Below are 23,345 nucleotides of genomic sequence, written 5' to 3' on the forward strand. Positions count from 1 at the left end.
AAGACACTGCGGTACATGCGTAGTGTTACTAGCTGTTATATTTTCTGGATTATGTATCTTTTGGTTTATGCTAACATGTTAGCTGTGTAGCCTACCGCAACGTCCCCATTCTTTCACCTGCGGTGATAGAGGGAGACATTGCGGAGAACAGTAAAAAATAAATAACGCCAATACTACTTCATGTAATATTGGCGTTACTGTGTGTCAACTATTTTACTGACGTGCTCCCGGTGCAGGCGTCGGCCTCAACTGGTAATCAACTGGTGGTTGCACCCCTAACAGGTGTTGCACAAAATAATCCCAGCGGCGGCGCATCATATAAGGTCCGTATTGGCCGTAGCCATGCGCACTGTTGGGAAACAGAATGAGGTCGAAACTCTTGTTGGCTTTTTGTAATGCTTCTACCACCAGTAAGGTATTGTATGGCGGCACATTGTTATCCATCATGCCATGTGCCAGCATTAATTTTCCTTTCAGGTTTTTGGCGATGGTCTGGTTGGCCTGTGCTTCATAGTTTGAATGTTCCACAAGACCATTGTAACGCTCGCCCCAGTCGTCTTCATAATTCCGGTTATCGTGGTTACCCGATTCGGAAATACCTACTTTAAAAAAATCGGGGAAACGGAACATGGCTGCTGCAGTTGCAAAACCACCACCTGAATGTCCCCAGATACCCACACGGTTGGTATCGATCGGGTATCGCTGTGCCAACTGGCGTATGGTAGTAATCTGGTCGGGTAATGTATTCTCTCCCATATTGCCATAATTCATATCATGGAAACTTTTAGAACGATTGGGGTTACTGGTACCTTCAACCATAACCACAATAAAACCCAGCTCTGCCAGTGCCTGGTGATCGCCACGCGATGCAGTAAAACCCCAGCTACCCACACTACCACCCTGCGGACCGGGATAGATATAATCGATGACCGGATACTTTTTATTTGGCTCCATTTTAGTTGGTGTAAAAGCAAGACCATAAATATCTGTTTTACCATCATAGGCTTTCACCGTAAAAGGAATGGGTGGTTTCCAACCGGTAGCTACCAGTCTCGATACATCTGCTTTTTCCAGTGTAGTGATGAGTTTACCATTCAGGTCGCATAATTGTGTAACGGGTGGCATATCTGGTTTTGAATAAGTATCGATGATATAATTGCCCGAAGGAGAAAAGCTGGCCTGGTGTGTGCCCTCTCCCGGCGTTAACAGGGTGAGGTTCTTACCATCGAAACCAATTTTATATAATGCAGAAAAATAAGGATTCGATTGGTGGCCGGTGGAGGTAAAATACAATACACGGTTTTTCTCATCCACTTTTATCAACCTGCTTACTACCCAATTGCCTTTGGTGATCTGGTTTTTGAGTTTACCGGTGCCCGCATCGTATAAATACAGATGTCCCCAGTCGTCGCGTTCCGAATACCAGATGATTTCGTTGGAGCCGGCGAGATAGCGCCAGTTGATGGCACCTCTTCCCGATTCGAATTGTGTGGCCACTACTTCTTCAAATACTTCACGAACAGCACCTGTGGCCGCATCGGCAATACGGAATTTCTCCTGTTTGTGATCGCGTGAGGTAGAAAGAAATGCGAGTTGTGCTGCATCTTCTGTCCAGTCCACATCACCTAATGATCCACCACTGGCAATATCATCTCCCAATGAAGAGCGGTGGGGATCGGGAGGCACTTGTATTTTAATGACTTTAGCAGCATCCACATCAATGATCACGCGGTGTAACATGGCTATGTCTTTATCGCCGGGTAAAGGGTATTTCCATGCCCGTAAAGTTGGCTTACCCACATTGGTGGTTACGAGGTACATATCGCTCACATTGCGTTGATCCTGTTTGAAAGTGGCGATCTTTTTTGAATCGGGCGACCAGCGTACAATGGCCCTTTCGCTCGATTTCCATCCTGCATTATCGGTGGCATAGCCAAAATCTTTGATGCCATCTGTGGTAAGCTGTGTTTGTTTATTGGTAGCCACATCACGCAACCATAAATTCCAGTCTTTGATATACACTGCTTTTTTGCCATCGGGCGATAGCACTTCATTGCCCGCTCCTCCTCTTCCCTGGTTTTCAGCTGGAGCTGGGTTAGCCGTGGCGGGTGCTGCATCAGCAGCAGTAACGTTTCCGCCTTGCAGGTTGTATTTCCATTTTTTTCCGGCCACGGTAAAAGAAATCGATTGGCCATCCGCTGAAAAGCTAATCGTTTGAAATGGAAGTTTAGCCGCATCATATTTGTTACCGCTTGCAGTTGACAATGCATCGGCCAGCTTTTGGTGATCAAAAGCCGCGGCCCGGGTTTTCTTTAGCGGGTCTACCAGCATGAATGTGTTCTGCTTTGCGGTAGTGGAGAGATACCAGAACCGGTCGTTGGGTAACCAGTTGGGACGTACTGTTCCTGCATCGATAAAAGGTTCTGTATTATAGCTCATGAGCTTTTCTGCGCGTTCATAATCTTTGGCTGTGAGCGTTTTGGTTTGTGCCTGTGCAGCTACCGCGAAAGCAATAGCGACCGCCGTGTAAACATATTTTCTCATGTGATTAAAATATAGTTCCGGAATATGGATTGAGTGAACTAATATAAGGCAAATAATGGCAGGCTGTGCCGTATTCGGTGAATAAGCAGCTTGGTGGTTTGAATACAGGAGCTTTCATTTACTTCAGATGAAATTGATTCGTTGAAAAAATGTAAGGATGTATCATTAAACCAAATCGAATCGTTGAAAAAAGTTCCGGAAAGTATTTTTAAGTAGTAACTTAACTATATGCATTTCACGAAATTAGTCCCCAGTGTATTTTACACCAACCTTTCAGACGGCATACAACTATTTGTAGACTGTCTGCAATTTACCATTGTACACAAAGAGTTGCATACGGGACAACCTTATTGTGTTTTAAAGAAAGGAGATATTGGCCTCATGCTTTTTCAGGATGAACAATTGGCCAAAGAACACCATCCTGAACTTCGGCTTGTAACAGATAATATTGAAGAAGTATATGCACAGATAGCTTCATCACACCCTCATCTGCTGCATCCTAATCTTAACAAAGTCACCCTCCGACCCTGGGGTGCCAAAGAATTTGCTATTACAGATACACAACTGGGCATCCGATTTCAGGAATGGTAATAGGGTGAAACCTGTACACAAGAGGAAAACCCACAGCGCATAAACCCCCTCTTTTAGACACATCTAGATACCATTTGGCACAATCAACCTCTTTTTTGTCGTGATACTACCTCCTGTTCGGAAAGGATAAGCAGTAGGTTTGACTGCTGAAAAACAGGGTGAAATAATAGAAATATCATCCAATAAAAGGTACTTTAGAAATCTTAAAACAACCAACCATGGCATCCATTAACCCCTACCTGCATTTCAACGGAAATGCAGAAGAAGCATTTACATTTTACAAGTCTGTTTTTGGTGGCGAATTTGTTACACTCATACGTTTTAAAGACATGAGTTTTGAAGGAGCCCCCAATAATGATAAAGAAGCGGAAAAAATAATGCATGTAGCACTACCCATCGGAAAGCACAATGTACTCATGGGAAGCGATACACCAGAACAACTGGGCAAACACAATGAAATGGAAACGCGAAGCAAGATTTCCATTGGCGCCGAAACCAAAGAAGAAGCCGACAAACTATTCAACGGCCTCTCGCAGGGCGGACAGGTAGAAATGCCCATCGCAGATAGTCCATGGGGTTCTTATTTTGGCATGTTCAGAGATAAGTTTGGTATAGAGTGGATGGTAGATTTTGATCCGAGACATAAAGGACAGCCATAAATAGATTTACAAAGACCCATGTATTTTGTTATGTGGGTCTTTCGTTTTTATCAGTAAAAAAACAGCACATGTATAAACTCATTTTATTGACCGCAATGGTTATCGGCTCTGGCATTGCCTGTAACAATCCGAAACAGTCTGATAAGAACTATAACACAATACATGATACCATGACTGTACATCACACCGGTAAAAGCAAGAACCCTATCACGCAAAAAATTTCGCCCTATCTATGGGTGGAGAAAGATGCCAGGGCAGTGGCAGATTATTATTTATCCATTTTCAAAAACGGCAAGTTGAAAGATTTTCGCCGCTTCGATAGTACCGAGAGTGGTAATGCCTCCGGCATAGAAACCGCTGTTATTGAAATAGAAGGCATGGAGTTTACCATACTGGCTGCAGGCCCGCTGTTTAAATTTAATGAAGCCATTTCTTTTGTTATTAATACAAAGGACCAGGCCGAAACAGATTATTACTGGAATGCACTTACCAAAAACGGCGGCGAAGAAGGCTCCTGCGGATGGTGCAAGGATAAATATGGATTATCGTGGCAGGTTGTACCCACCGAATATTTTGATTTAATACACAGTGATGATCCCGCAGTAAGGGAAAAAGCCATGAAGAACACACTCAAACAGAAAAAACTGATTCTGTCGGAACTTAAATAAAAAAGTATCTTTCTTTCCTTCCTTAACTGTGTTCAAAATATCTAGACCATTTCCCTTACATTAAAAGTGTTTAACCAGCGATTTTATGGTCAGTGTATTTCTTTTTTGATCATTAAATATTTCACATCCACTCTTACAGAGCCTCTGCTCTTCTCTGCAAACGTTTTCGAAAAAAATATCACCCGTTCTGTGCTGAAACGCTCACAGAAAGCTATTATATTACATGGTATCGCTTATCCACCTAATTGCTTGCCATGTCATTAGCAAAACCAAAACTGAGTTTCTGGCAGATCATTAACATGAATGTCGGCTTCTTTGGTATACAGTACAGTTTCGGATTACAACAAACAGCCGTAAACCCACTGTACAGTTTTTTAGATGCCAAACCGGAAGATCTTCCTTTACTCAATCTTGCCGGTCCAATGACAGGTTTACTCATTCAACCCATCATTGGTGCACTCAGCGATAAAACCTGGCACCCGCGCTGGGGGCGACGTAAACCTTATTTTTTAATCGGTGCTATTTTCTGTAGTCTCTGTTTATTCGCATTCCCCTTTAGTCGTGCACTGTGGATGGCGGTTGGTTTATTATGGATTCTCGATGCCGCCAACAATACAGCTATGGAACCCTATCGTGCATTTATTGCCGATAAGCTACCTGCGAGTCAGCGCGCCATGGGTTTTTTAACACAGAGTTTTTTTACCGGACTGGGTATTACACTCGCCAATCTCTCTTTATTCTTTTTTCAGAAAATCATTACCGGTGAGTCTACCACTTCTACAGGTGAGCCCGGTATTCCATACTGGGTATATGGTTCCTTCTTTGTAGGTGCTGTTTGTTCTATTGCTTCAGTTGCCTGGTCGGTCATTAAAACACCGGAGATACCACCTACCGATGCAGAGCTGGCAGCATTACGCGCTGAACATAAAAGTTTTCTTACACCCTTTAAAGAAATATTTACTTCCATCGTGCATATGCCCAAAACCTTGTGGCAACTGGGTTTAGTGTATTTATTTCAGTGGTATGCCATGTTCTGCTACTGGCAGTTTATTTCGCACAGCATTGCACAATCCGTATGGCATACCAATGCAGAAACCAACCAGAAACTATACGAAGAAGCAGTGGGCTGGACAGGTCTGGTAAATGGCTTCTATAACATCATCACGTTTCTTTCTGCATTCGGTCTGGTCTGGATGGCGAAAAAATTCGGTGCCAAACAGGTACATATCATCTGCCTCTTACTTGCTTCTTTATCATTGTTCATTCTCCCCCATATTGAAAACAAGTATTACTTATTCGCTCCTATGATTGGTTTTGGTATTGCTTGGGCCAGTATGATGGGTGTGCCTTACATTATGGTGGTAGGTAGTATTCCGAAAGAGAAATATGGTGTGTATATGGGTATCATCAACATGATGATTGTGGTGCCCATGATTATTCAAACCCTTTCCTTTGGTTATATCTATAAAACCTTCCTCAACAGTAATCCTGCCAATGCCATCACATTTGCCGGAGGGCTTTTACTAATTGCTGCATTTGCAACGATGAGAATGAGGGTGGCAAAAAATGAGGAGGAGGTGGATATGCCGGTAGGGGGTGGACATTAATAATTTGGAAATTTGGGAATTTGAAAATGAGAGCTGCACGGTTGGATGATGGATTGTGATTTTTTAGACTAAACATATTCACCATTGACCATTCACCTTTCACGAAAAACTGACTACTCACTACTCACTATATGAAAATACTATGCATTGGAGAAGCGCTTATTGATATGATCTGCACCGATAAGGGTAGCAGTCTTTCAAAGGGGCAGCATTTTCTCAAGAAACCGGGTGGCGCGCCTACCAATGTAGCGGCGGCCATTGCAGCACTGGGTGGACAGGTGGAGCTGGCAGCCAAAGTGGGCAACGATCCTTTTGGTAAGCAGTTGATTGATGTGATGCAGGAATTTGGTGTTGCTACCCGATGGATGTTGCAGGACCCACACGCATTTACCACTTTCGCTTTTGTGTCTTTGATGGAAGATGGCGAAAGAGATTTTGTATTCAACCGTGGCGCCGATGGTATGCTCAACCGCGATGAAACAGAAACCATTCCGCTTGATGATATCGGCATCATTCATTTTGGATCGGCTACGGGTTTTCTTCCCGGCCCCTTACAGGCGGCTTACCAGGGTATGTTACAGAAAGCTTTGTTGCAGAACAATATATTCATCAGCTTCGATCCTAATTATCGTCACCTGCTTTTTCCAAACGATACGCAGACTTTTATTGACCAGTCGTGGAACTTTTTACAGTCCTGTCATTTCTTTAAACTAAGCGATGAAGAAGCCATGCTCATCACCGGCACACATGCCGTAGCTGATGCAGCAGCCATTCTACTCGAAAAAACAAATGCAGTGTTCACCATCACCCTCGGCAAGGAAGGAACTTTACTGGGTTATAAAGGAGCCACCTATAGCATTGAAAGCATTCCTGTAAAACCAGTTGACACCACAGGTGCAGGTGATGCTTTTGTAGGAGCTGTACTATTTCAATTACAGGAAAAAACGTTCACCGAAATAACCGCATTATCATTACCCAACTGGAAACAGATCATTCACAATGCCAACAAAGCCGGTGCCAGAACCTGTGAGTACTTAGGGGCGATGGAAGCGTTTAAACATTTGAGCAGTGCAATCTTTGATTGAGTTGCCAGCTACTAGCTGCTAGAAGCTAGTAAGATGTTTTACGAGAATTAAAATGAATATGCTAGCAGCTAGCAGCTGGCAGCCAGAAGCTAAAAATGTACAATTTCACCCTACACCAACGAATTACCCGCATCTGTGAGCAGCAGGGGCTGTTGCTCAGCGGCGATGACCTTGGATTTTATACAAGACTCTGTGCCAATGCCACGGCCATTGAAAGTTTGTATCGCTCCCTCTACAGTCATCACCTGTCTGCCGATGCATTATTTGAACACTTGCTCATTACACTGATTCGTGGTCACCAGCAAAGAAGCAAAGAACTGCGTGCTCATGATACGGACAAAGCATCAAAAGGTCACTGGTTTCTCAGCAATGAAATCTGTGGCATGAGTTTATATGTGGATCGTTTCTGCGGTAAACTAAACGATTTACCTGCACGCTTGCCTTATCTTGAATCGCTGGGTGTAAACTTTCTGCATATCATGCCCATTTTTGAAAGTCCGGCAGGTGAGAGTGATGGCGGTTATGCGGTTTCAGATTTCAGGAAAGTAGACCAGCGTTTTGGTACGATTGATGATCTACGTGCGGTACAGAAAAAAATGCAGGAGAAAGACATGTACCTGATGCTGGATATTGTACTCAATCACACATCACACCAGCATGAATGGGCGGTGAAAGCAAAAAAGGGCGATCCGGTTTACCAGGAATATTTTTACATGTACGACGACCGTACCATTCCCGACCAGTTAGATGCGACCATGCCTGAAATTTTCCCTGAGAGTGCACCCGGTAGTTTTACCTGGGATAAAGAATCTCGAAAATGGGTGATGACTGTGTTTCATAACTACCAGTGGGACCTGAACTATACCAACCCATCTGTATTGGTTGATATGCTCGACAATATTTTATTTTATGCGAACCTGGGCGTTGATATTCTTCGCATAGATGCGCCTGCTTTTATCTGGAAACAATTGGGTACTACCTGTCAGAATTTACCGGAGGCCCATACCATTCTTCGTTTGATACGTCAGTGTGTGGAAGTAGCCGCACCCGGTATGGCTCTATTGGGTGAAGCCATTGTGGCACCCAAAGAAATCATGAAATATTTCGGTACAGATGTATATACCGCCAAAGAATGTGATGTAGCTTATAACGCCACACAAATGGCCCTGCAATGGGATGCACTGGCAACAGGCGATACCCGTGTGATGCTGGCCGCACAACAGGAACTCTTACAAAAACCTTTTGGCTGTACCTGGATCAGTTATACCCGCTGCCATGATGATATTGGTTTGGGTTATGATGACAGCATGATTGCTGCTGCCGGTTATAACGCCTATGAACATCGTAAATTTTTAAAAGAATACTATTCAGGCACACATCCCTCCTCTACTGCATCGGGTGCCCTGTTTTCAGTGAACCCTAAAACACAGGATGCACGCATCAGTGGCTCACTGGCTTCTTTGTGTGGATTGGAGAAGGCATTGAAGAATCAGGATGAAAAAGCCATTGATACAGCCGCTAAGAAAATATTACTGATGCAGGCCCAAAGTATTTTTATGGGCGGTATTCCCATGCTGTTCTATGGCGATGAAGCCGCGTATACCAACGATTACAGCTACCTGGATGAAGAGGGCAAAAGTTATGATAACCGCTGGATGCACAGACCCCTGATTGACTGGCAAAAAAATGAAAAAACAAAACAACAGTACACTATTGAACACCGAATTTTCAGCGGCACCCAGCGCTTGCTGAAACTGCGTAAGCAATTACCTGTTACCGGTGATTATAAAAATATCCGTTGGATCACAGCACATAATATTCATGTGGCAGGTTTTATCCGGTCGATGGATGATGCACATCTCTATTGCCTGTTTAATTACAGTGATAAAGCGGCTTATCTTACCTGGTATGCATTTAAGGAACAGGGGTATGGGGTAAGCAATTTATACGATCACTGGAATGACCAGCGGCTAACTGTAGGTGCAGATTACGAATACCTCATCATTGAGCCTTATTCGTTTTGTTTACTGGAAGCCATTAGCTATTAGGAGTTAGCCATTAGCATTAGCATTAGCTATTGGAGTAAGGAAATATTTTTATTACCCCAATAGCTAATCGCTAACAGCTAAGAGCTCCCTAATCTGCTCCGTCGGTCTTGGCCCTGGTAACAGCGTAGGCACCTACCTTATTACCTGTTTCCAATCCTTTTTCACAATCACTTCTATAATGTATGCCCCCATACATACGTGATATAGACGCTTCTTTTGCCATGGCATCATAAGCCTGCGCCCTTGATGGCACAATATGGCTTAATATGGTTGCCGCAGCAGCACTAAAAGTGGAGTGTCCGGAAATATAGGAAGGGAAATTGGGTAAGCCTGTTATGGTTTTAATAGCAGGATTCAGTTGCGATGGGCGGGGATTAAAATAAAAGAATTTTGTATCCCAGCATACAATAGCAGCATCCATCATTGACATATTCAGTAATGCCATATTTCTTGCCCAACGTACTTCACTGAATTTCTGGTTGATAAAATCTGCATCTGCAATAGCACCCCAATGACCCGGAGGAGTGGCCGTTGCAACACCATCGGCCCAGAAGTGTGTGATGCGGATACGTTCAGCATTGGTATTGTTTACCAGATCGTAGATCTCTGCTGTTTCCTTTTTCATCTGCTCACTCGATGTAGATGGTGGTGCTGCCGGACGAAGTGTGGGTGTAACCGTTTCATCGAAAAGGAAAGGTCTCACCCTGCCAAAAAATGGCAACATGGGTGGACGTTTTGGTGTTTCCATGCTGATCCATGGTATTTCGCCACGGGCAATGGTCTGTGTTTCGAGTAATGCCCAGTCTGTGGCGTTACCTGCTGCAGCGCCTGCCCTGTCGGCCCTTCCACGTGTAATAAATTTTTGTGCCACTAAGCGACCCAAAGCTTCTCCTGCTTCAATATCGCTTCTGGTAGCAGTACCTGCCATCAGTTTAGACAACATTTGTTCTTCTGCTTTTTTCTGGATGAAAGCAATTTCACCAGGGAAGAATAATTTCATCATCTCTGCTGTTACCCCTGCCAGTACCGCATCTTCTGATGGATAGGAAGGAAGATCGGACTGTGGTAATTTAGGTTTGATGTTGGCATCTGTTTTATAAGGTGCCGGTCTGTTGTACAGTTTTTTATAATGCCAGGCAGCTACCAGTGCATCATACTGCGCCGCACTGATATAGGCATAAGCCCTGGCAGCATATGGCGGATTGGCAAAAGGAAACAATGGATAAGCAAAAGGATTATTGGCACTGGGGAAAGGATAAGTACCATCAGGGTTCTGGTAAGGCGGCAGATTATATTTAGCTACCAACTGACGCATGAGTTCGTTCCATCTGAGTACACCACCAGCTCCCCAATATTTAATGGCGGCTTCCTGGTCTGATGTTAGATCGCGCTGGTATCCTTTTACTTCATTCAGTTCTGCTATATAACCAACAGAGCTCACAGCAGCAGGCGCCGCTACAGGAAATTCCGTAGGACCCGTTAAAAGAATCGGTTTCCAGATACCTGCATCAATATCTGTTTTGGTAGGCGCTAACATGGGCGCCTCATCCGTTGCATTGGAAACATTTTTGGAACATGACATCTGCACCAACATAACTGTGGCCAATGAGCATATAGTAAGTATTTTTTTCATGGCTTTATTTTTTATCGGTGGATGATGTTTTTTCTTTTTTCTTCTTGGGTGAGAAATCAATAATATAAAAGGCACCGCCTCCTATGGTTGATGCCTGACCCATATTTCTTCCGCTTAAAGTGATATTGCCATTGGCAATCAGCGATAAGCCATCCACGCCTTTCAGGTTATACTTAAGGTTGATACCCAGCATACTTGCATTCATCCTGTTGCTAACAAAAGGCATATTGTTTCTGGTGATATCAAAACCGCCGAGTGTTGTCCATTTGTTCCATACAGCTTCGGCAATCATTCTCCCGGTGCGATATCCTGCCCTTACATTGATGGATGATGCATCCGGCATGGCCACTTCATTGGTATTATGTAACTCCGTCGTGTAATACGATTCTCTGTCAAGGGTTACCTTATCGCGAATTACATAAGTAGCAGAAGCAGTGGTAAACCAACTGCCATACTGGTAATCTACCATACCACGTAAGGAAATGGTTTTACTTCTTAACCCAATCGACATAGGTAAAAAATCGGGTGTGTAATCAGATACCGGTAATGAAACACCACCAATCGTATAAAATGATAAAGTGCTTTTACCAAACTCTTTTTCGTAAGGCATCCATTTTACCCAGAGTGATAAATCCTGCAAACCACTCATGCCGCTGAGTGTACCGGCTGTTGCTTTTGTTTTTATATAGGGCAAACCGAATAATACATTCAGTTTATCAGAAACCCCATAGTTACCCATATAGGCCAGCATACTGGTTGACACCGTACCGAGGTTCAGGTTATTCCTCTTGAGTGTTCCCTCCCAGTACTGATCCCAGCTACTGTAGTTGTACATGAGACCGGAACAATAATTATTCTTTGCCATCATAATACCGTCGATCTCCGTTTGTGCATGCAATGGTGTATATGATAATGCAGCCATGGCAATCAGGCAGACCATGCGGCAGAATCCTGTTTTTATTTTTTGCATAGTTATTAGTTTAGTTGATAGTTAATTGGGTCGGTGTTGGCTATTAGCTTTTAGCCATTAGGTATTAGCTATTAGGAGGAGAGGTTATTAATATTTTCCTCCTAACAGCTAACCCCTAATAGCTAAAAGCTAAAACCTCACACTCACTCCAACATTCACAGCGAGATCAGCAAATGCGGCATCGCCCTGTGCTCTTACACCTGTTATTCTTGTTCTTTCCAGATCAGCATAACTCTGTGTACGGCTGCGTTGAACAGCAACGGGTACATAGGCATAGAGATTCATTTTTTTGAATGAATAAGTTACACCCGGTTCTACAGAAGCTACAAAACCTGGTCTTCTGAAACCATAACTACCTCCTACCAGGTCTTTTGATGTTACTCTTTCATTTCTGTATCCGGCAGAGAGGGTTAAGCGATTGAAGGTGAAATTGGCACCAAAGCGAAGCATATACTGATCAGGCACACTCATCACATCGCTACCATACTGGATAGCTGTAGCAGATGGTGTACCACCTCTTGCAGTTGATACGCCATTGTGTTCGCGTGGGTTCAGGAGATAAAAGAAATTACCATACAAACTGATGGTACGTGAAAGGGTACGATGCGCGTTCAGTTCCAAAGTAAATCCGGTACCACCATCACCAAGCTGGATAGACTGATCTACAGGGCCAAGTACTTTTGTTCCGGTGCTGGTATAAAAATGATCCTGTACACGGAAATCGCCTGTAGGTAATTTAATACCCAGTCCGGCCTGTAAGCTGAATTTGCCTCCTTTGGCAGGATCGGTAAGCCAATGGTAAGCTGTAATACGTGCATCACCCAAACCAAATGAAGTGGTGAGGTGGCGTGAAGCTCCTCCGTGTTCATATAAAGAGGTACGTGTGTTTGAAATGATGGGTATGCCAAATGTTATAGACCAGCGTTTACTGAGTATACGTGTCAGACTGAGATCAATATTTACACTGTGGTTAATAACCTGCGTGTTATTGGCAATTCTTTGTTTTTGTTCATCCGTTCCTACAAAGTGACGGAAAGAATTGAAGTATCGTGTGTTGGCGTTAAAACTCCATTTACTTTGAACAGAGTCGGCACCAAAAAGATTATCAATGGTGCACATACCACCTACACTTCTGATGGCTACACATCCTTGTGCCATTGATTTTGTATGAATAAAAAAAGCTAAAGTTAGTATTACAATAATTGGTCTCATGTTAGATTAGGTTTGGTTTCTTTAGGCAATAAACAAATGGGTTGCACGAATAAGTACAATACCATTCTTTCAACAGGGAAATGGTTCGATTGATTGTCTGGTCAACACCGGTTCGTTTGTTGACAGTATCGGTTCAGCTATTTTTCATGCAGATGGTATGTATGCTGGTCGTTGACCAACATGGCGCGGGTCTGGTTATTTCTTCATTTTCAGGCGATCAACCACCAGTTTGCCAACGCGTTGTCCATAATCTGTGCTGACGATACATGAATTGTGGAAGTGGATACCACCATAAAATCTGGCCCAGTTATTTTCTTCAGCAGCAGCCCTGAATGAACTAAAGCTCCTGTTGGGTATACCGAATTCCAGTTCAGTTGAATCGGTATAAGAAAAATTATCACCGAACACACTTGTAAGTGCCTCGGCAGCGGCAGATGAAATGGTAGAATGTCCGCAGGTATATTCAGGAAAAGCAGGTGTTTGCAGATAAGGTCTCCAGTTGGGATCAATGTATTCATTGATGACTGTTTCGGGTCTGGCGGTGTTGTATTTATATTTCACATACCATGACTGTATAAAAGCATCAAACAAGGCAATAGATGTTTTGGCAAAGGCATACACATGTGTGGCAAAATCTACTTTTGCTTTCTGTGCTGCAATTCCCACAATACTCATCCAGTGACCGGATGGTGAGAATTTTTTACTGCCATACATCACATGTCCTGTTACATTCATCTTAAATGGATTATCATCCCAGAATTCTGCAATATGTTTCTGCTCAGGTGTTAAACTATCAACAGCATTTTTAATGGCTATTACTTCCTGGTAATACTTGCTCTTTTTATCTGTAATATTAAATACAGGTGGCGGAGGCGGATCGAAAACACCTGCACTGTCAATCACCATAGGTCTTATTTCATGCCAGTGTGGTTCCACGGCAGAAGTATACATAGGTGGTGTAGGTACCCAGCGGCCGGGTATTTTTTTAACCGCGTATTTTTCGGCCCCTCTTGTCTGCAGGTAATTATCTTTTTTGCTCCAACGAATGATGTGCATACTGATACTGTCTGCCAGCATACGCGACGCTGCTTCTACTTTACTGCTCAGACCTTTGTCTCTTGCCAGTTGTAAAATGCTGTCTGCATAATCTTTCATACTGCCTTCCGGAAATGTAACCATCTCTCCTACTTTCATATAAGCAAGAAGGGTGGCCAGTTCAATATCCATATCGGCTGTAATGGTTGGTGCAACAGGCTTTTGCAGCCCTGTTAATTGTCCGCCCAGAGATTCGTACTGATTGGGATAAGCAGCAGCTACTACTTCATAAGCCGCCACTGCTGCATATACATAATTGCGTGATGCCACCATTGGAGGGAAATTATTTCCCATCACTACTGTATTCAGTTCATATACCGTATTGCTGAATAAGGCCGGATTGTGCAAAAATGTTTTATACTCGTTAGATTGTTTACATGCTTGAATACATGAAACGATAACAAGCCCCAATAAGAGCTTTCTCATAAGACCACAATTAATAAAAATTCAGATAAAAAGAAACTTGCTTAATGAACCAGCATTAAGCCTGAGGCGGGCGCTCTAAACGATTTACATAATCAGACAGATAAACGGCATCCTGTTTCACATAATGAACCTGTTCGAGTACAGCATTCCTAAACTGCCAAGAAAAAGAATGGTCTCCTGTAAAGTCCAGAATGGAGAATTTAAGAACCGTATGCTGATTAGAAGATTTCTGTGAGGATGAACCTGCATTATAATCACCCGCTAAGCTGAAAAAATTATCCCATGCATTACGGATACCAATTTTTTCCATATTCGGTACGCACCACAATTCAAGCGAGTCTTTAAAAAAGCGTCTTTTTACAAAATGATAAGTCACACCATTGATGTCTACTTCACCCGTTGCATTTTCGTATTGTTCAGAATTGGAACCATAAGGTGTGCTGGCGGCTACTTTAATATGAAGCAACATGGCTTCATCATAAACATCTTCGTAAAGATTGGCTTGAAAAGCCCTGTCGGAAGCCGATTCCATATAATTCAACAGCATCCTGTAGCCACCAAGGCTAAACAGTAGTAAACTAAGGGATACTATCGTGGCAAGTCGTTTCAAGCAATTAAAAATAATAGTTTTTATTGAACTATCAAGGTTTTTTTATCGGGTCCGATACCTGTAAGTGTTAGTTTTTTCCAGTGCCTGGGTAATACCGATTTAATCTGTGAAATGCCTTTGGGGGTAATGTCGATACCGCCAAAACCCATCAGCACACTTTGTAAAATGCCGCCTGCCCCTGTGGCAAAATAAGGATTGGTTCCACCCTTGGTTTCTGCAATCACCCTGAAGGGCGGATTGAGATTGGGTTCATATGATTCCTTGAAAAATTTCAGGGCCTTATCCGCATTCCCCAACCGGGCATAAAGCAGGGTGAAAATGGCCTGTGTCATGGCTGGTGTGCCCTCATTAGGCACCCTTGTTTCATAATATTCCAGATCTTTCAGCACCTGTTTGGGATCGTTTACTTCTTTCAATGGATAGGCCAGCAGGTTCACATCACCTTGTTTAATGCCTTCTCCATGATAAGTTGCATGTTCTCTTGTTACACCATTCTCCATTTTTAAAATCGGAATATTCTGTGCCACATGCATCCAGTCGGCATCGGGTTTGGCTCCAATTAAACCGGCCGCCTCTGTTGCATAATTTAATACTGCTTTTGCTGCGGCATTGGTCCATGCATTATTGTCTACATTCTCGGCCCACTCATCAGCAGCCACCACATTTTTAATATCATATTTTCCCGGGCCATTTCGTTCAACCCTGCTGGCCCAGAAATCGGCTGTTTCTTTTAAAATGGGCCAGCCCCTTTCTTTCAGCCATTCTTTATCCTGTGTTACGCAATAATAATTCCACGCAGCAATGCCTACGCAGGCGGTGATATGATGTTCAAATGGTCCACTCAAAGCCCATACAGGGGTTTCTTCCACTCCTGTTGCTGCACTTTCCCAGGGGAACATCGCTCCTTTGTATCCATGACTGAATGCATTCTTTTTGGCAGCCGCCAAACGATTGTACCTGTATTCTACCATACTCTTAGCCATGGATGGTTGTAATACCAGCAATGCCGGATACATCCATAATTCCGTATCCCAGAATACGTGGCCATTGTAACCGAGTCCGCTCAAACCCATCGGCGACGGGCTATAATCTGTTCCCTCTCTTACAAATGAATAGAGATGATACATCATACTGTGCACATCCTGTTGCGCCTGCGGATCGCCTTCAATCTGAATATCACTCTTCCATAACTCAGCCCATGCTTTGTTGTGAAAAGACATCAGCCTTTCCCTTCCTTCCAGCTTGGCAAAAATGGTCATACGTTCTGCTTCATTCAATGGATCATCATGCTGTGCACTGGTAATAGATGATCCTGCAATAGAGAAACGATAGGTGGTTCCTGCTTTTACAGTTTTATTGAATTTCATCAGGTGCATGTTATTGTCCCACATTTCGTGTATCACACGTGGCTCTTCACCATGCTTTTCTGAGAAAAGGAATGTATTGGATGCACACATCAGCAATTTACCTGTCGGACTTTTTGCCGATGAAGTAAGCAGGCTGATGGTTACATGCGGGCGATCTATTTCATTGTAATAATTCTGCACATCTTTCAATGCATCGGGGGCTTCCATTACGCTGGCAGAATTGACCAGTATGTCTTTTTTTGCTGTAACAGCCACATCCATCAATACAGTAAACGGAAGATGACGCAGTGAATAGTATGTATAAGTGATGGTTGCTTTATCTCCATATTCAAATGAACAGGTGAACGATGCTTTCTGCATGTCCAGTTCCTGTTTCATGTTTTTGGCATCGGCAGCACCAATATTTCTGCCATCAATGCCCAATTGCATATTCAGGAGGTTAAAACTGCGAAGAAAATTACTCACCCTTCCACGGCCATACTGGTCATATGCACCTGCTAAGACTACTTCTTTCACTTTGAATGGTTCGGGCGAAGAAACAATACCAATCATTCCGTTCGCAACCGTTACACCATAGTAGTTAGCTGGGTTTACTGAGGGTACGGTAATCTTCCATGGATCCTGCGCTTTGGCAAGTCCGATACCCATAAAAAAGAATAGTTGACAAAGCTGGCGCAATCGTTTCATAATGCTTATTTTGCAAGTACTTGAGCTTGCTCAAATTTATTCTAAAACCCTGTATGAAGCACATTTTTCTTGCCGCAATCGTTTGCATGATGGCCATGTCATGCTCACAACCTACTACGCTTTTAAAAGAAGTCGATCCGGAAAAATCAGGACTACAATTCAATAACCTCATCACAGAAAACCAGGATCTGAATGTATTGAACTACGAATACATTTATAATGGTGGCGGTGTGGGTATCGGCGATTTTAATAATGATAGTTTACCCGACATCTATTTTACCGGCAACAGAACTTCCAATAAACTTTTCCTGAACAAAGGCAACCTGAAATTTGAAGATATTACTGAACAGTCGGGCGTGAATGGTAATGGCAAATGGAGCAAGGGTGCCAGTATTATCGATATCAACAATGATGGCCTCATGGACATCTATGTTTGCGCAGCAGTACTTCCTGACAGCAATGCAAGAAAGAATGTATTGTATGTGAACCAGGGAATGAACCAGTCTACAGGTATTCCTGTTTTTAAAGACATGGCAGCGGAATACGGTCTGGCAGATGTATCCAATACCCATATGGCTGCTTTTTTTGATTATGATAATGATGGTGATCTGGATGTGTATCTTTTAGTGAACGATCTGGATGGCACTTATCCAAATGAATTTCGTCCCATCAGAAAAGACGGAAGCTGGCCCAACACAGATAAACTACTGGAAAATAATTTTGATTCAGTTCTTCAGCATCCTGTATACAAAGATGTTTCTGCCAAAGCCGGTATTTTAATTGAAGGACATGGATTGGGTATCAGCATCGCAGATATTAACCAGGATGGATGGAAAGATATTTATGTGAGCAATGATTACCTGTCGAATAATATCCTCTACATCAATAACCGCAACGGCACTTTCACAGACCAATGTGCGGCTTACCTGAAACATACCAGCAAAAATGCCATGGGTAATGATATTGCAGACATCAATAATGATGGCCTTGCCGATATCATTGAAACCGATATGATGCCTGCTGACAACTACAGGCAAAAAATGATGCACTCTGATATCAGTTACCAGACTTTTCAGAACAGTGATCGTTATGGTTATATCTATCAATACCCTCGCAATACTTTACAACTGAACCAGGGACTTTTGCCTGCAGGTTACGATTCTGTTCAGCGACCTGCCTTTAGTGAGATTGCCTATTTCAGTGGTGTGGCGCATACCGACTGGAGCTGGGCACCACTGCTGTTTGATGTAAACAATGACGGATGGAGAGACTTGTTTGTAACCAATGGTCTGCCAAAAGATATGTCTGACAAAGACTTTATGGCCTATCGTGGCAATGCTGTTGCCAATGCACCACTGGAAGAAGTATTAAAACAGTTGCCAGAGGTTAAGATCAGTAATTATGTATTCCAGAATAATGGCGACCTGCGTTTTACTGACCGCACCAAAGAATGGGGTATCGATTTTCCTACTTTCTCTGCGGGTATGGCTTATGCAGATCTTGATAAAGATGGCGACCTGGATATGGTAATCAACAATACCAATATGCCTGCTACTTTACTGGAGAACAAAGAACAGCAACAAAAAAAAGTATCCAATTATATCCGTATCGCCTTACAGGGTAAGGCACAAAATAAATCGGGTATCGGTAGCTGGGTACATGTGTACACAAAAGATGGTCACCAGATACTGGAACATTCTCCATACAGAGGTTATTTGTCTACAGTAGAACAAACCATTCATTTTGGTATTGGTCAAAATAAAAATATTGATTCCATCAGAGTGGTTTGGCCCGATGGAAAAACGGAACTGCGAAAAAATATTAACAGCAACCAGACGATTATCTTTTCTGCCGGCCAGGCTGAATCATTTACAGCACCATTCACTACTACTGCCTATGCTTTGTTCAATGATATTACTTCAAAAGCAGGCATCAATTATGGATTTTCCGAAGTTGATTTTATTGATTTTGATATACAACGTTTGCTATTGCACAAACTAACCCAGTATGGTCCTTCTCTGGCGGCCGGCGATGTAAATGGCGATGGCCTCGACGACCTGGTATCAGGTGGTGGTTCCCCTTTTCATGCTTCGGTTTTTATGCAAACTACTAACGGAAAATTCATCAGAAAATATTTACCGGGTCATACACAACCTCAATACCAGGATGATGCGGGTATCATTTTATTTGATGCAGATAGTGATGGTGATCTGGATCTGTTTATTGTTTCAGGAGGTGCCGAGAACCAGCCACAGACCAAAGCCTATACCGATCATTTTTATGTAAATGATGGCAAGGGAAATTTTTCGGAAATAACCGCCGATTTTACCAATAACCGTTTCACCAAAAGCTGTGTCATTGCGAACGATTATGACAAGGATGGCGATCTTGATTTATTTATTGGAGGAAGGGTAATACCAGGCAGATATCCCATGCCCACAAGCAGTTTTATTTACAGGAATGATGCTCAGAAAGGAAAAATTGTTTTTACAGATGTGACCAGACAAGTGGCTCCTGAACTGCAGAATATTGGTATGGTTACCGCAGCCGTATGGTCTGATGCGGATGCTGACGGCAAAACAGATTTACTTGTTACTACCGACTGGGGCAGTATTCAGTTATTGAAAAACAACGGAACTACTTTCAGCAAAGCCAAAACAGCTTTAGAAAAATCTACAGGCTGGTGGAACAGCATTATTTCAGCAGACCTCGACAATGATGGTGATATGGATTATGTAGCGGGCAATTATGGAACCAATGGTTTCCTGCAGGCTTCTGAACAATATCCACTGGCTGCATATGCAAAAGACTTTGATAACAATTCCAGTTTCGACGTTTTGTTCAGTCATTGGCTGCCTGTTACGGTAAGAGGTGAGAAAAAAGAATTTCCCATCGCGGGCAGAGATCTTTTATTGAGAGAGATGAGTGTAATGAAGGAACGTTTCCCCAATTATGCTGCTTATGCAAAAACAGAAATGACTCAGTTGTTTACACCTGAAGTATTAAAAGATGCATTCAAAGCAACTGCAACCAATTTGCAAAGCTGCTGGATTGAAAACAAAGGAAAGTTGAATTTTGAATTACATGCTTTACCACCTGCCGCCCAGATGGGTCCGGTCTATGGTATTACGGCAAGAGATATAGACGGCGATGGATGGACAGACCTGGTATTAACCGGTAATGAATTTTCGATGGCTGCTTATTTAGGTCGTCAGGATGCATTGAATGGATTGCTGTTGATGAATAAGGGTAAGAAAGAATTTCAGCCATTATCCATTCCCGAATCGGGTTTTTATACGCCAGCCAATGGAAGAGCACTCGTAGAACTGATTGTACAAAACCAGCCCGCGGTTGCAGTGGGACAAAACAGGGATATGCTTAAACTGTTTGGTTCGAATAATAAAAACCAGTCTGTTGTTAAACTACAGTCAAATGAAACACATGCCATTGTTTACCTGAAAGATGGCAGTAAACGCAGGGAAGAATTTCCTTTTGGACAAGGGTTTCTTTCGCAATCATCGAGGTTTATTACACTCCATCCATTTATTGTATCAGCAGACATTTTTGCGGGTACCACAAAAAGCAGATCACTTAAACCATGATCAGAATGAAACAGCATATTACTTGTTTTCTTTCCGTGTGTATCGGTCTGTGCTTGATCCTTACCGGATGTAAAACAGGAAGTAAAAGCGCACAGTACGAAGGAGCAGACCTGGAGCATGCCTGTGTTCAGGCATTAACAGATGTTATTGTATATGATATCATCAGCCCTCCTGTAGCCAGCAGGATGTATGCTTATAGCAATATTGCCTATTATGAAGCCCTGAGGCCAATGGATAAGAATATGGGCAGTATGCTCAGTTCACTCAAAGGATTTAAAACTGTTGAGGCGCCTGATACTAAAACAAAAATAGATTACCGGCTAGCGGCTGTTGTAGCTTACATGAAAGTGGCTGAAGTGTTGGTTTTTTCAAAAGATAGTATCCGAAAAAGCAGTGAATTGATACTCGAAGATTTTTCAGGTATTGAAGATGATATACGTTCTCAGTCGGTTAGCTGGGGAGAGAAAGTAGCCGCCGTTATTATAGAGAGGGCGTCGAAAGATGGTTATAAACTTACCAGGGGTATGCCGAAATTCAGTGTACTGAAAGAAACCGGTATCTGGCAACAAACACCACCAGATTATGAAGAAGCTGTTGAACCCAACTGGAAATATATTCAGCCCTTATTAATGGATTCTGCTGCGCAGTTTAAACCGGTAAGGCCACCTGCATTCAATATGAATCCATCAAGCCAGTATTACAAAGAAGTGCTGGAGGTATATGAGATGAGTAAAAGCCTCACAGACGAACAAAAACTGATTGCCCGTTTCTGGGATGACAACCCTTTTGTTTCAGAACACAAAGGTCATCTTACCTATGCCAATAAAAAAACAACACCAGTTGGACATTGGATGGGTATTACTGCCATTCTCAGTAAACAGTCGAAAAAAACGGAGCTGGAAATTGCAAGGGCTTATGCTGTTTCATCAGCTGCAATTTTTGATGGCTTTATTTCTACCTGGGAAGAAAAATATAGCAGTAAAACCGTGCGTCCTGTAACGGTGATCAGGGAATACCTGTCTTCTGAATGGAACCCGTTGTTACAAACACCCCCTTTCCCTGAATACAGCAGTGGTCATAGTGTTATTTCTGCTGCCGCTGCAACCGTATTATCAAACATATTCGGGAAAGGAACGGCTTTTCATGATACTACCGAACTAAAATACCTTGGACTGGAACGAAGTTTCTCCTCCATCGAATCGGCTTCAGATGAAGTTAGTATGAGTCGGATGTATGGTGGTATTCACTATCGTTCTGCTGTAATGAATGGTCAAAAACAGGGGCAGCAAATCGGGAACTATTATAATCAAACTTTTTTACATTAGTCAATGCTTTCTTACCCACTGCCTTTCACTTGTTCATAAAAGTCTTGCACAGGTAAGTATACAATATTCGAAGTGTATTTAACAAGGAAAAAGGGAGAAGGGAAGATTACATGGAGGAATTCAATAAACCGATTTTTATTCCTTTGTAATCGGTAAATTTGGGTGCTAAAATTTCGTCTGTCTTATGAAGCGATTCCTGCTTGTTATTTTTTTTGTCATCATTGTCGTTTTTATTGTCGGCTTTTTTCTCCCAAAAGAAAAAACATTTTCCCAAACCGTCAACTCTCCCATTCCTTTCGATGGTATATCAAGGGTTATCGTAAACAAGGGTCAGTGGAAAAACTGGTGGCCCGGCACCATTATCAATGATAGTACAATCAGTTTTAAAAATCAAACCATCATCATCAACACCATTCTTTTAAACGGTTTTAAAGCTACCGTAACAGAGGGTAATCATACCTCTTATCTGGATCTGCAATCCATTGCCACTTATAATGCTGAGACTGCTATAACACTCAATGCTACAACTTATTTATCATCAAACCCATTTCTAAGGGTTTATCAATATCTGTCAGCCAGTGACACGGAAAAAAATGCTGTTGACTTGCTTGATCAGTTAAAGCTTACGCTTTCAGATGTTAAGAAAGTATATGGATTCGATATTAAAATGGGTAAAGTGCCCAACTCTTCCTATGTATCGGCCAAACAGGATTTCGACCATTACCCTGATAATACAGAACTGTATAAACTGATTGATGAAGTGAAGGCTTTCATTCTTTCTGAAAACAGCAAAGTAATGAATGATCCCATACTCAATATTGTAAAGGAAAATGACAAATCATACACTGCAATGGTTGCTGTAGCGACCGACAAGGATGTTCCCGGTAATGGAAAATTCATGCTGAAACAAATGATGCTGGGTAATCTGGTAGTTGCAGAAGTTATTGGCGGACCTGCTACTATTGAAAAATGCAGACAGGCTGTTCAGTTTTATGTAAACGATTTCAGAAAAACTTCTCCTGCCATTGCTTTTGAAAGAATGATCAGTAATCGATTAACAACAGATAGCTCTAGCTGGGTAACAACCATTAATTATCCTGTCTTCCAATAATTCTCTCATTCTCCCTTTCTCCCTGTTAAAAAGTTTTAGCAGTTTTTGAGTCTATCTATGCATGACACTTATTAACAGGGAGAAAGTGAGAACAAGAGCTATTTA

The 23,345-nt window shown here is 42.5% G+C and carries 16 protein-coding genes; 9 read left to right on the top strand and 7 right to left on the bottom strand.

Translation table 11 applies throughout. The annotated features are described in order from the left end of the window. Positions 1-213 precede the first annotated feature (213 nt). A complete protein-coding gene (locus tag ACH3Z1_RS02185; protein ID WP_490820199.1) occupies positions 214-2,544 on the bottom strand; it encodes a S9 family peptidase in 2,331 nt (776 codons plus the stop codon). Positions 2,545-2,772: 228 nt separating this feature from the next. On the opposite strand from ACH3Z1_RS02185, the gene ACH3Z1_RS02190 reads away from it, so the two are divergent. From ACH3Z1_RS02190 to ACH3Z1_RS02215, 6 genes are all read left to right on the top strand, one after another. Beyond that, complete coding sequence (locus tag ACH3Z1_RS02190; protein WP_490820200.1) at positions 2,773-3,135, top strand: VOC family protein; 363 nt, start codon at positions 2,773-2,775, stop codon at positions 3,133-3,135. Positions 3,136-3,353: 218 nt separating this feature from the next. After that, a complete protein-coding gene (locus ACH3Z1_RS02195) occupies positions 3,354-3,794 on the top strand; it encodes a VOC family protein (RefSeq protein WP_490820201.1) in 441 nt (146 codons plus the stop codon). A 68-nt stretch (positions 3,795-3,862) separates the two neighbouring features. Then, positions 3,863-4,462, top strand: coding sequence for a VOC family protein (locus ACH3Z1_RS02200; protein ID WP_490820202.1), 600 nt, complete (start codon positions 3,863-3,865; stop codon positions 4,460-4,462). Between the two features lie 254 nt (positions 4,463-4,716). Continuing rightward, positions 4,717-6,069, top strand: a complete 1,353-nt coding sequence (locus tag ACH3Z1_RS02205; RefSeq protein ID WP_490820203.1) for an MFS transporter — start codon at positions 4,717-4,719, stop codon at positions 6,067-6,069. A gap of 131 nt (positions 6,070-6,200) precedes the next feature. Further along, positions 6,201-7,154 (top strand): carbohydrate kinase family protein, encoded by a 954-nt coding sequence (locus tag ACH3Z1_RS02210; RefSeq protein ID WP_490820204.1) that lies wholly within the window; start codon positions 6,201-6,203, stop codon positions 7,152-7,154. Positions 7,155-7,249: 95 nt separating this feature from the next. Continuing rightward, positions 7,250-9,202, top strand: a complete 1,953-nt coding sequence (locus ACH3Z1_RS02215; protein WP_490820205.1) for an alpha-amylase family protein — start codon at positions 7,250-7,252, stop codon at positions 9,200-9,202. An 88-nt stretch (positions 9,203-9,290) separates the two neighbouring features. On the opposite strand, the gene ACH3Z1_RS02220 is transcribed toward ACH3Z1_RS02215, so the two are convergent. The 6 genes from ACH3Z1_RS02220 to ACH3Z1_RS02245 all read right to left on the bottom strand — a co-directional run bounded on the left by ACH3Z1_RS02220 (position 9,291) and on the right by ACH3Z1_RS02245 (position 17,202). Further along, positions 9,291-10,835 carry a phosphatase PAP2 family protein gene (locus tag ACH3Z1_RS02220; protein WP_490820206.1) on the bottom strand — a complete coding sequence of 515 codons (1,545 nt, stop codon included), beginning with the start codon at positions 10,833-10,835 and terminating at the stop codon, positions 9,291-9,293. A 4-nt stretch (positions 10,836-10,839) separates the two neighbouring features. Next, on the bottom strand, positions 10,840-11,805 hold the full coding sequence (locus ACH3Z1_RS02225) for a hypothetical protein (RefSeq protein WP_490820207.1): 966 nt from the start codon (positions 11,803-11,805) through the stop codon (positions 10,840-10,842). A 129-nt stretch (positions 11,806-11,934) separates the two neighbouring features. Next, positions 11,935-13,017: a hypothetical protein gene (locus tag ACH3Z1_RS02230; protein WP_490820208.1), complete on the bottom strand. Its 1,083-nt coding sequence runs from the start codon at positions 13,015-13,017 to the stop codon at positions 11,935-11,937. Positions 13,018-13,212: 195 nt separating this feature from the next. Next, positions 13,213-14,538 (bottom strand): vanadium-dependent haloperoxidase, encoded by a 1,326-nt coding sequence (locus ACH3Z1_RS02235; RefSeq protein ID WP_490820209.1) that lies wholly within the window; start codon positions 14,536-14,538, stop codon positions 13,213-13,215. A gap of 55 nt (positions 14,539-14,593) precedes the next feature. Next, complete coding sequence (locus tag ACH3Z1_RS02240) at positions 14,594-15,148, bottom strand: hypothetical protein (RefSeq protein ID WP_490820210.1); 555 nt, start codon at positions 15,146-15,148, stop codon at positions 14,594-14,596. 20 nt (positions 15,149-15,168) lie between these two features. Beyond that, entirely contained in the window at positions 15,169-17,202 is a 2,034-nt protein-coding gene (locus ACH3Z1_RS02245) for a kojibiose hydrolase (protein ID WP_490820211.1), read from the bottom strand. 53 nt (positions 17,203-17,255) lie between these two features. Here ACH3Z1_RS02245 and ACH3Z1_RS02250 point away from each other — a divergent pair, with 53 nt between their 5' ends. The 3 genes from ACH3Z1_RS02250 (at position 17,256) to ACH3Z1_RS02260 (ending at position 23,240) form a co-directional block, all read left to right on the top strand. Next, positions 17,256-20,804, top strand: coding sequence for a VCBS repeat-containing protein (locus ACH3Z1_RS02250; protein ID WP_490820212.1), 3,549 nt, complete (start codon positions 17,256-17,258; stop codon positions 20,802-20,804). Positions 20,805-20,809: 5 nt separating this feature from the next. After that, positions 20,810-22,129 (top strand): vanadium-dependent haloperoxidase, encoded by a 1,320-nt coding sequence (locus ACH3Z1_RS02255; RefSeq protein WP_490820213.1) that lies wholly within the window; start codon positions 20,810-20,812, stop codon positions 22,127-22,129. Between the two features lie 184 nt (positions 22,130-22,313). Then, a complete protein-coding gene (locus tag ACH3Z1_RS02260) occupies positions 22,314-23,240 on the top strand; it encodes a hypothetical protein (RefSeq protein ID WP_490820214.1) in 927 nt (308 codons plus the stop codon). The last annotated feature ends 105 nt before the right edge of the window (positions 23,241-23,345 follow it).

The organism is Sediminibacterium sp. FW305-C-49 (genome assembly GCF_058231085.1).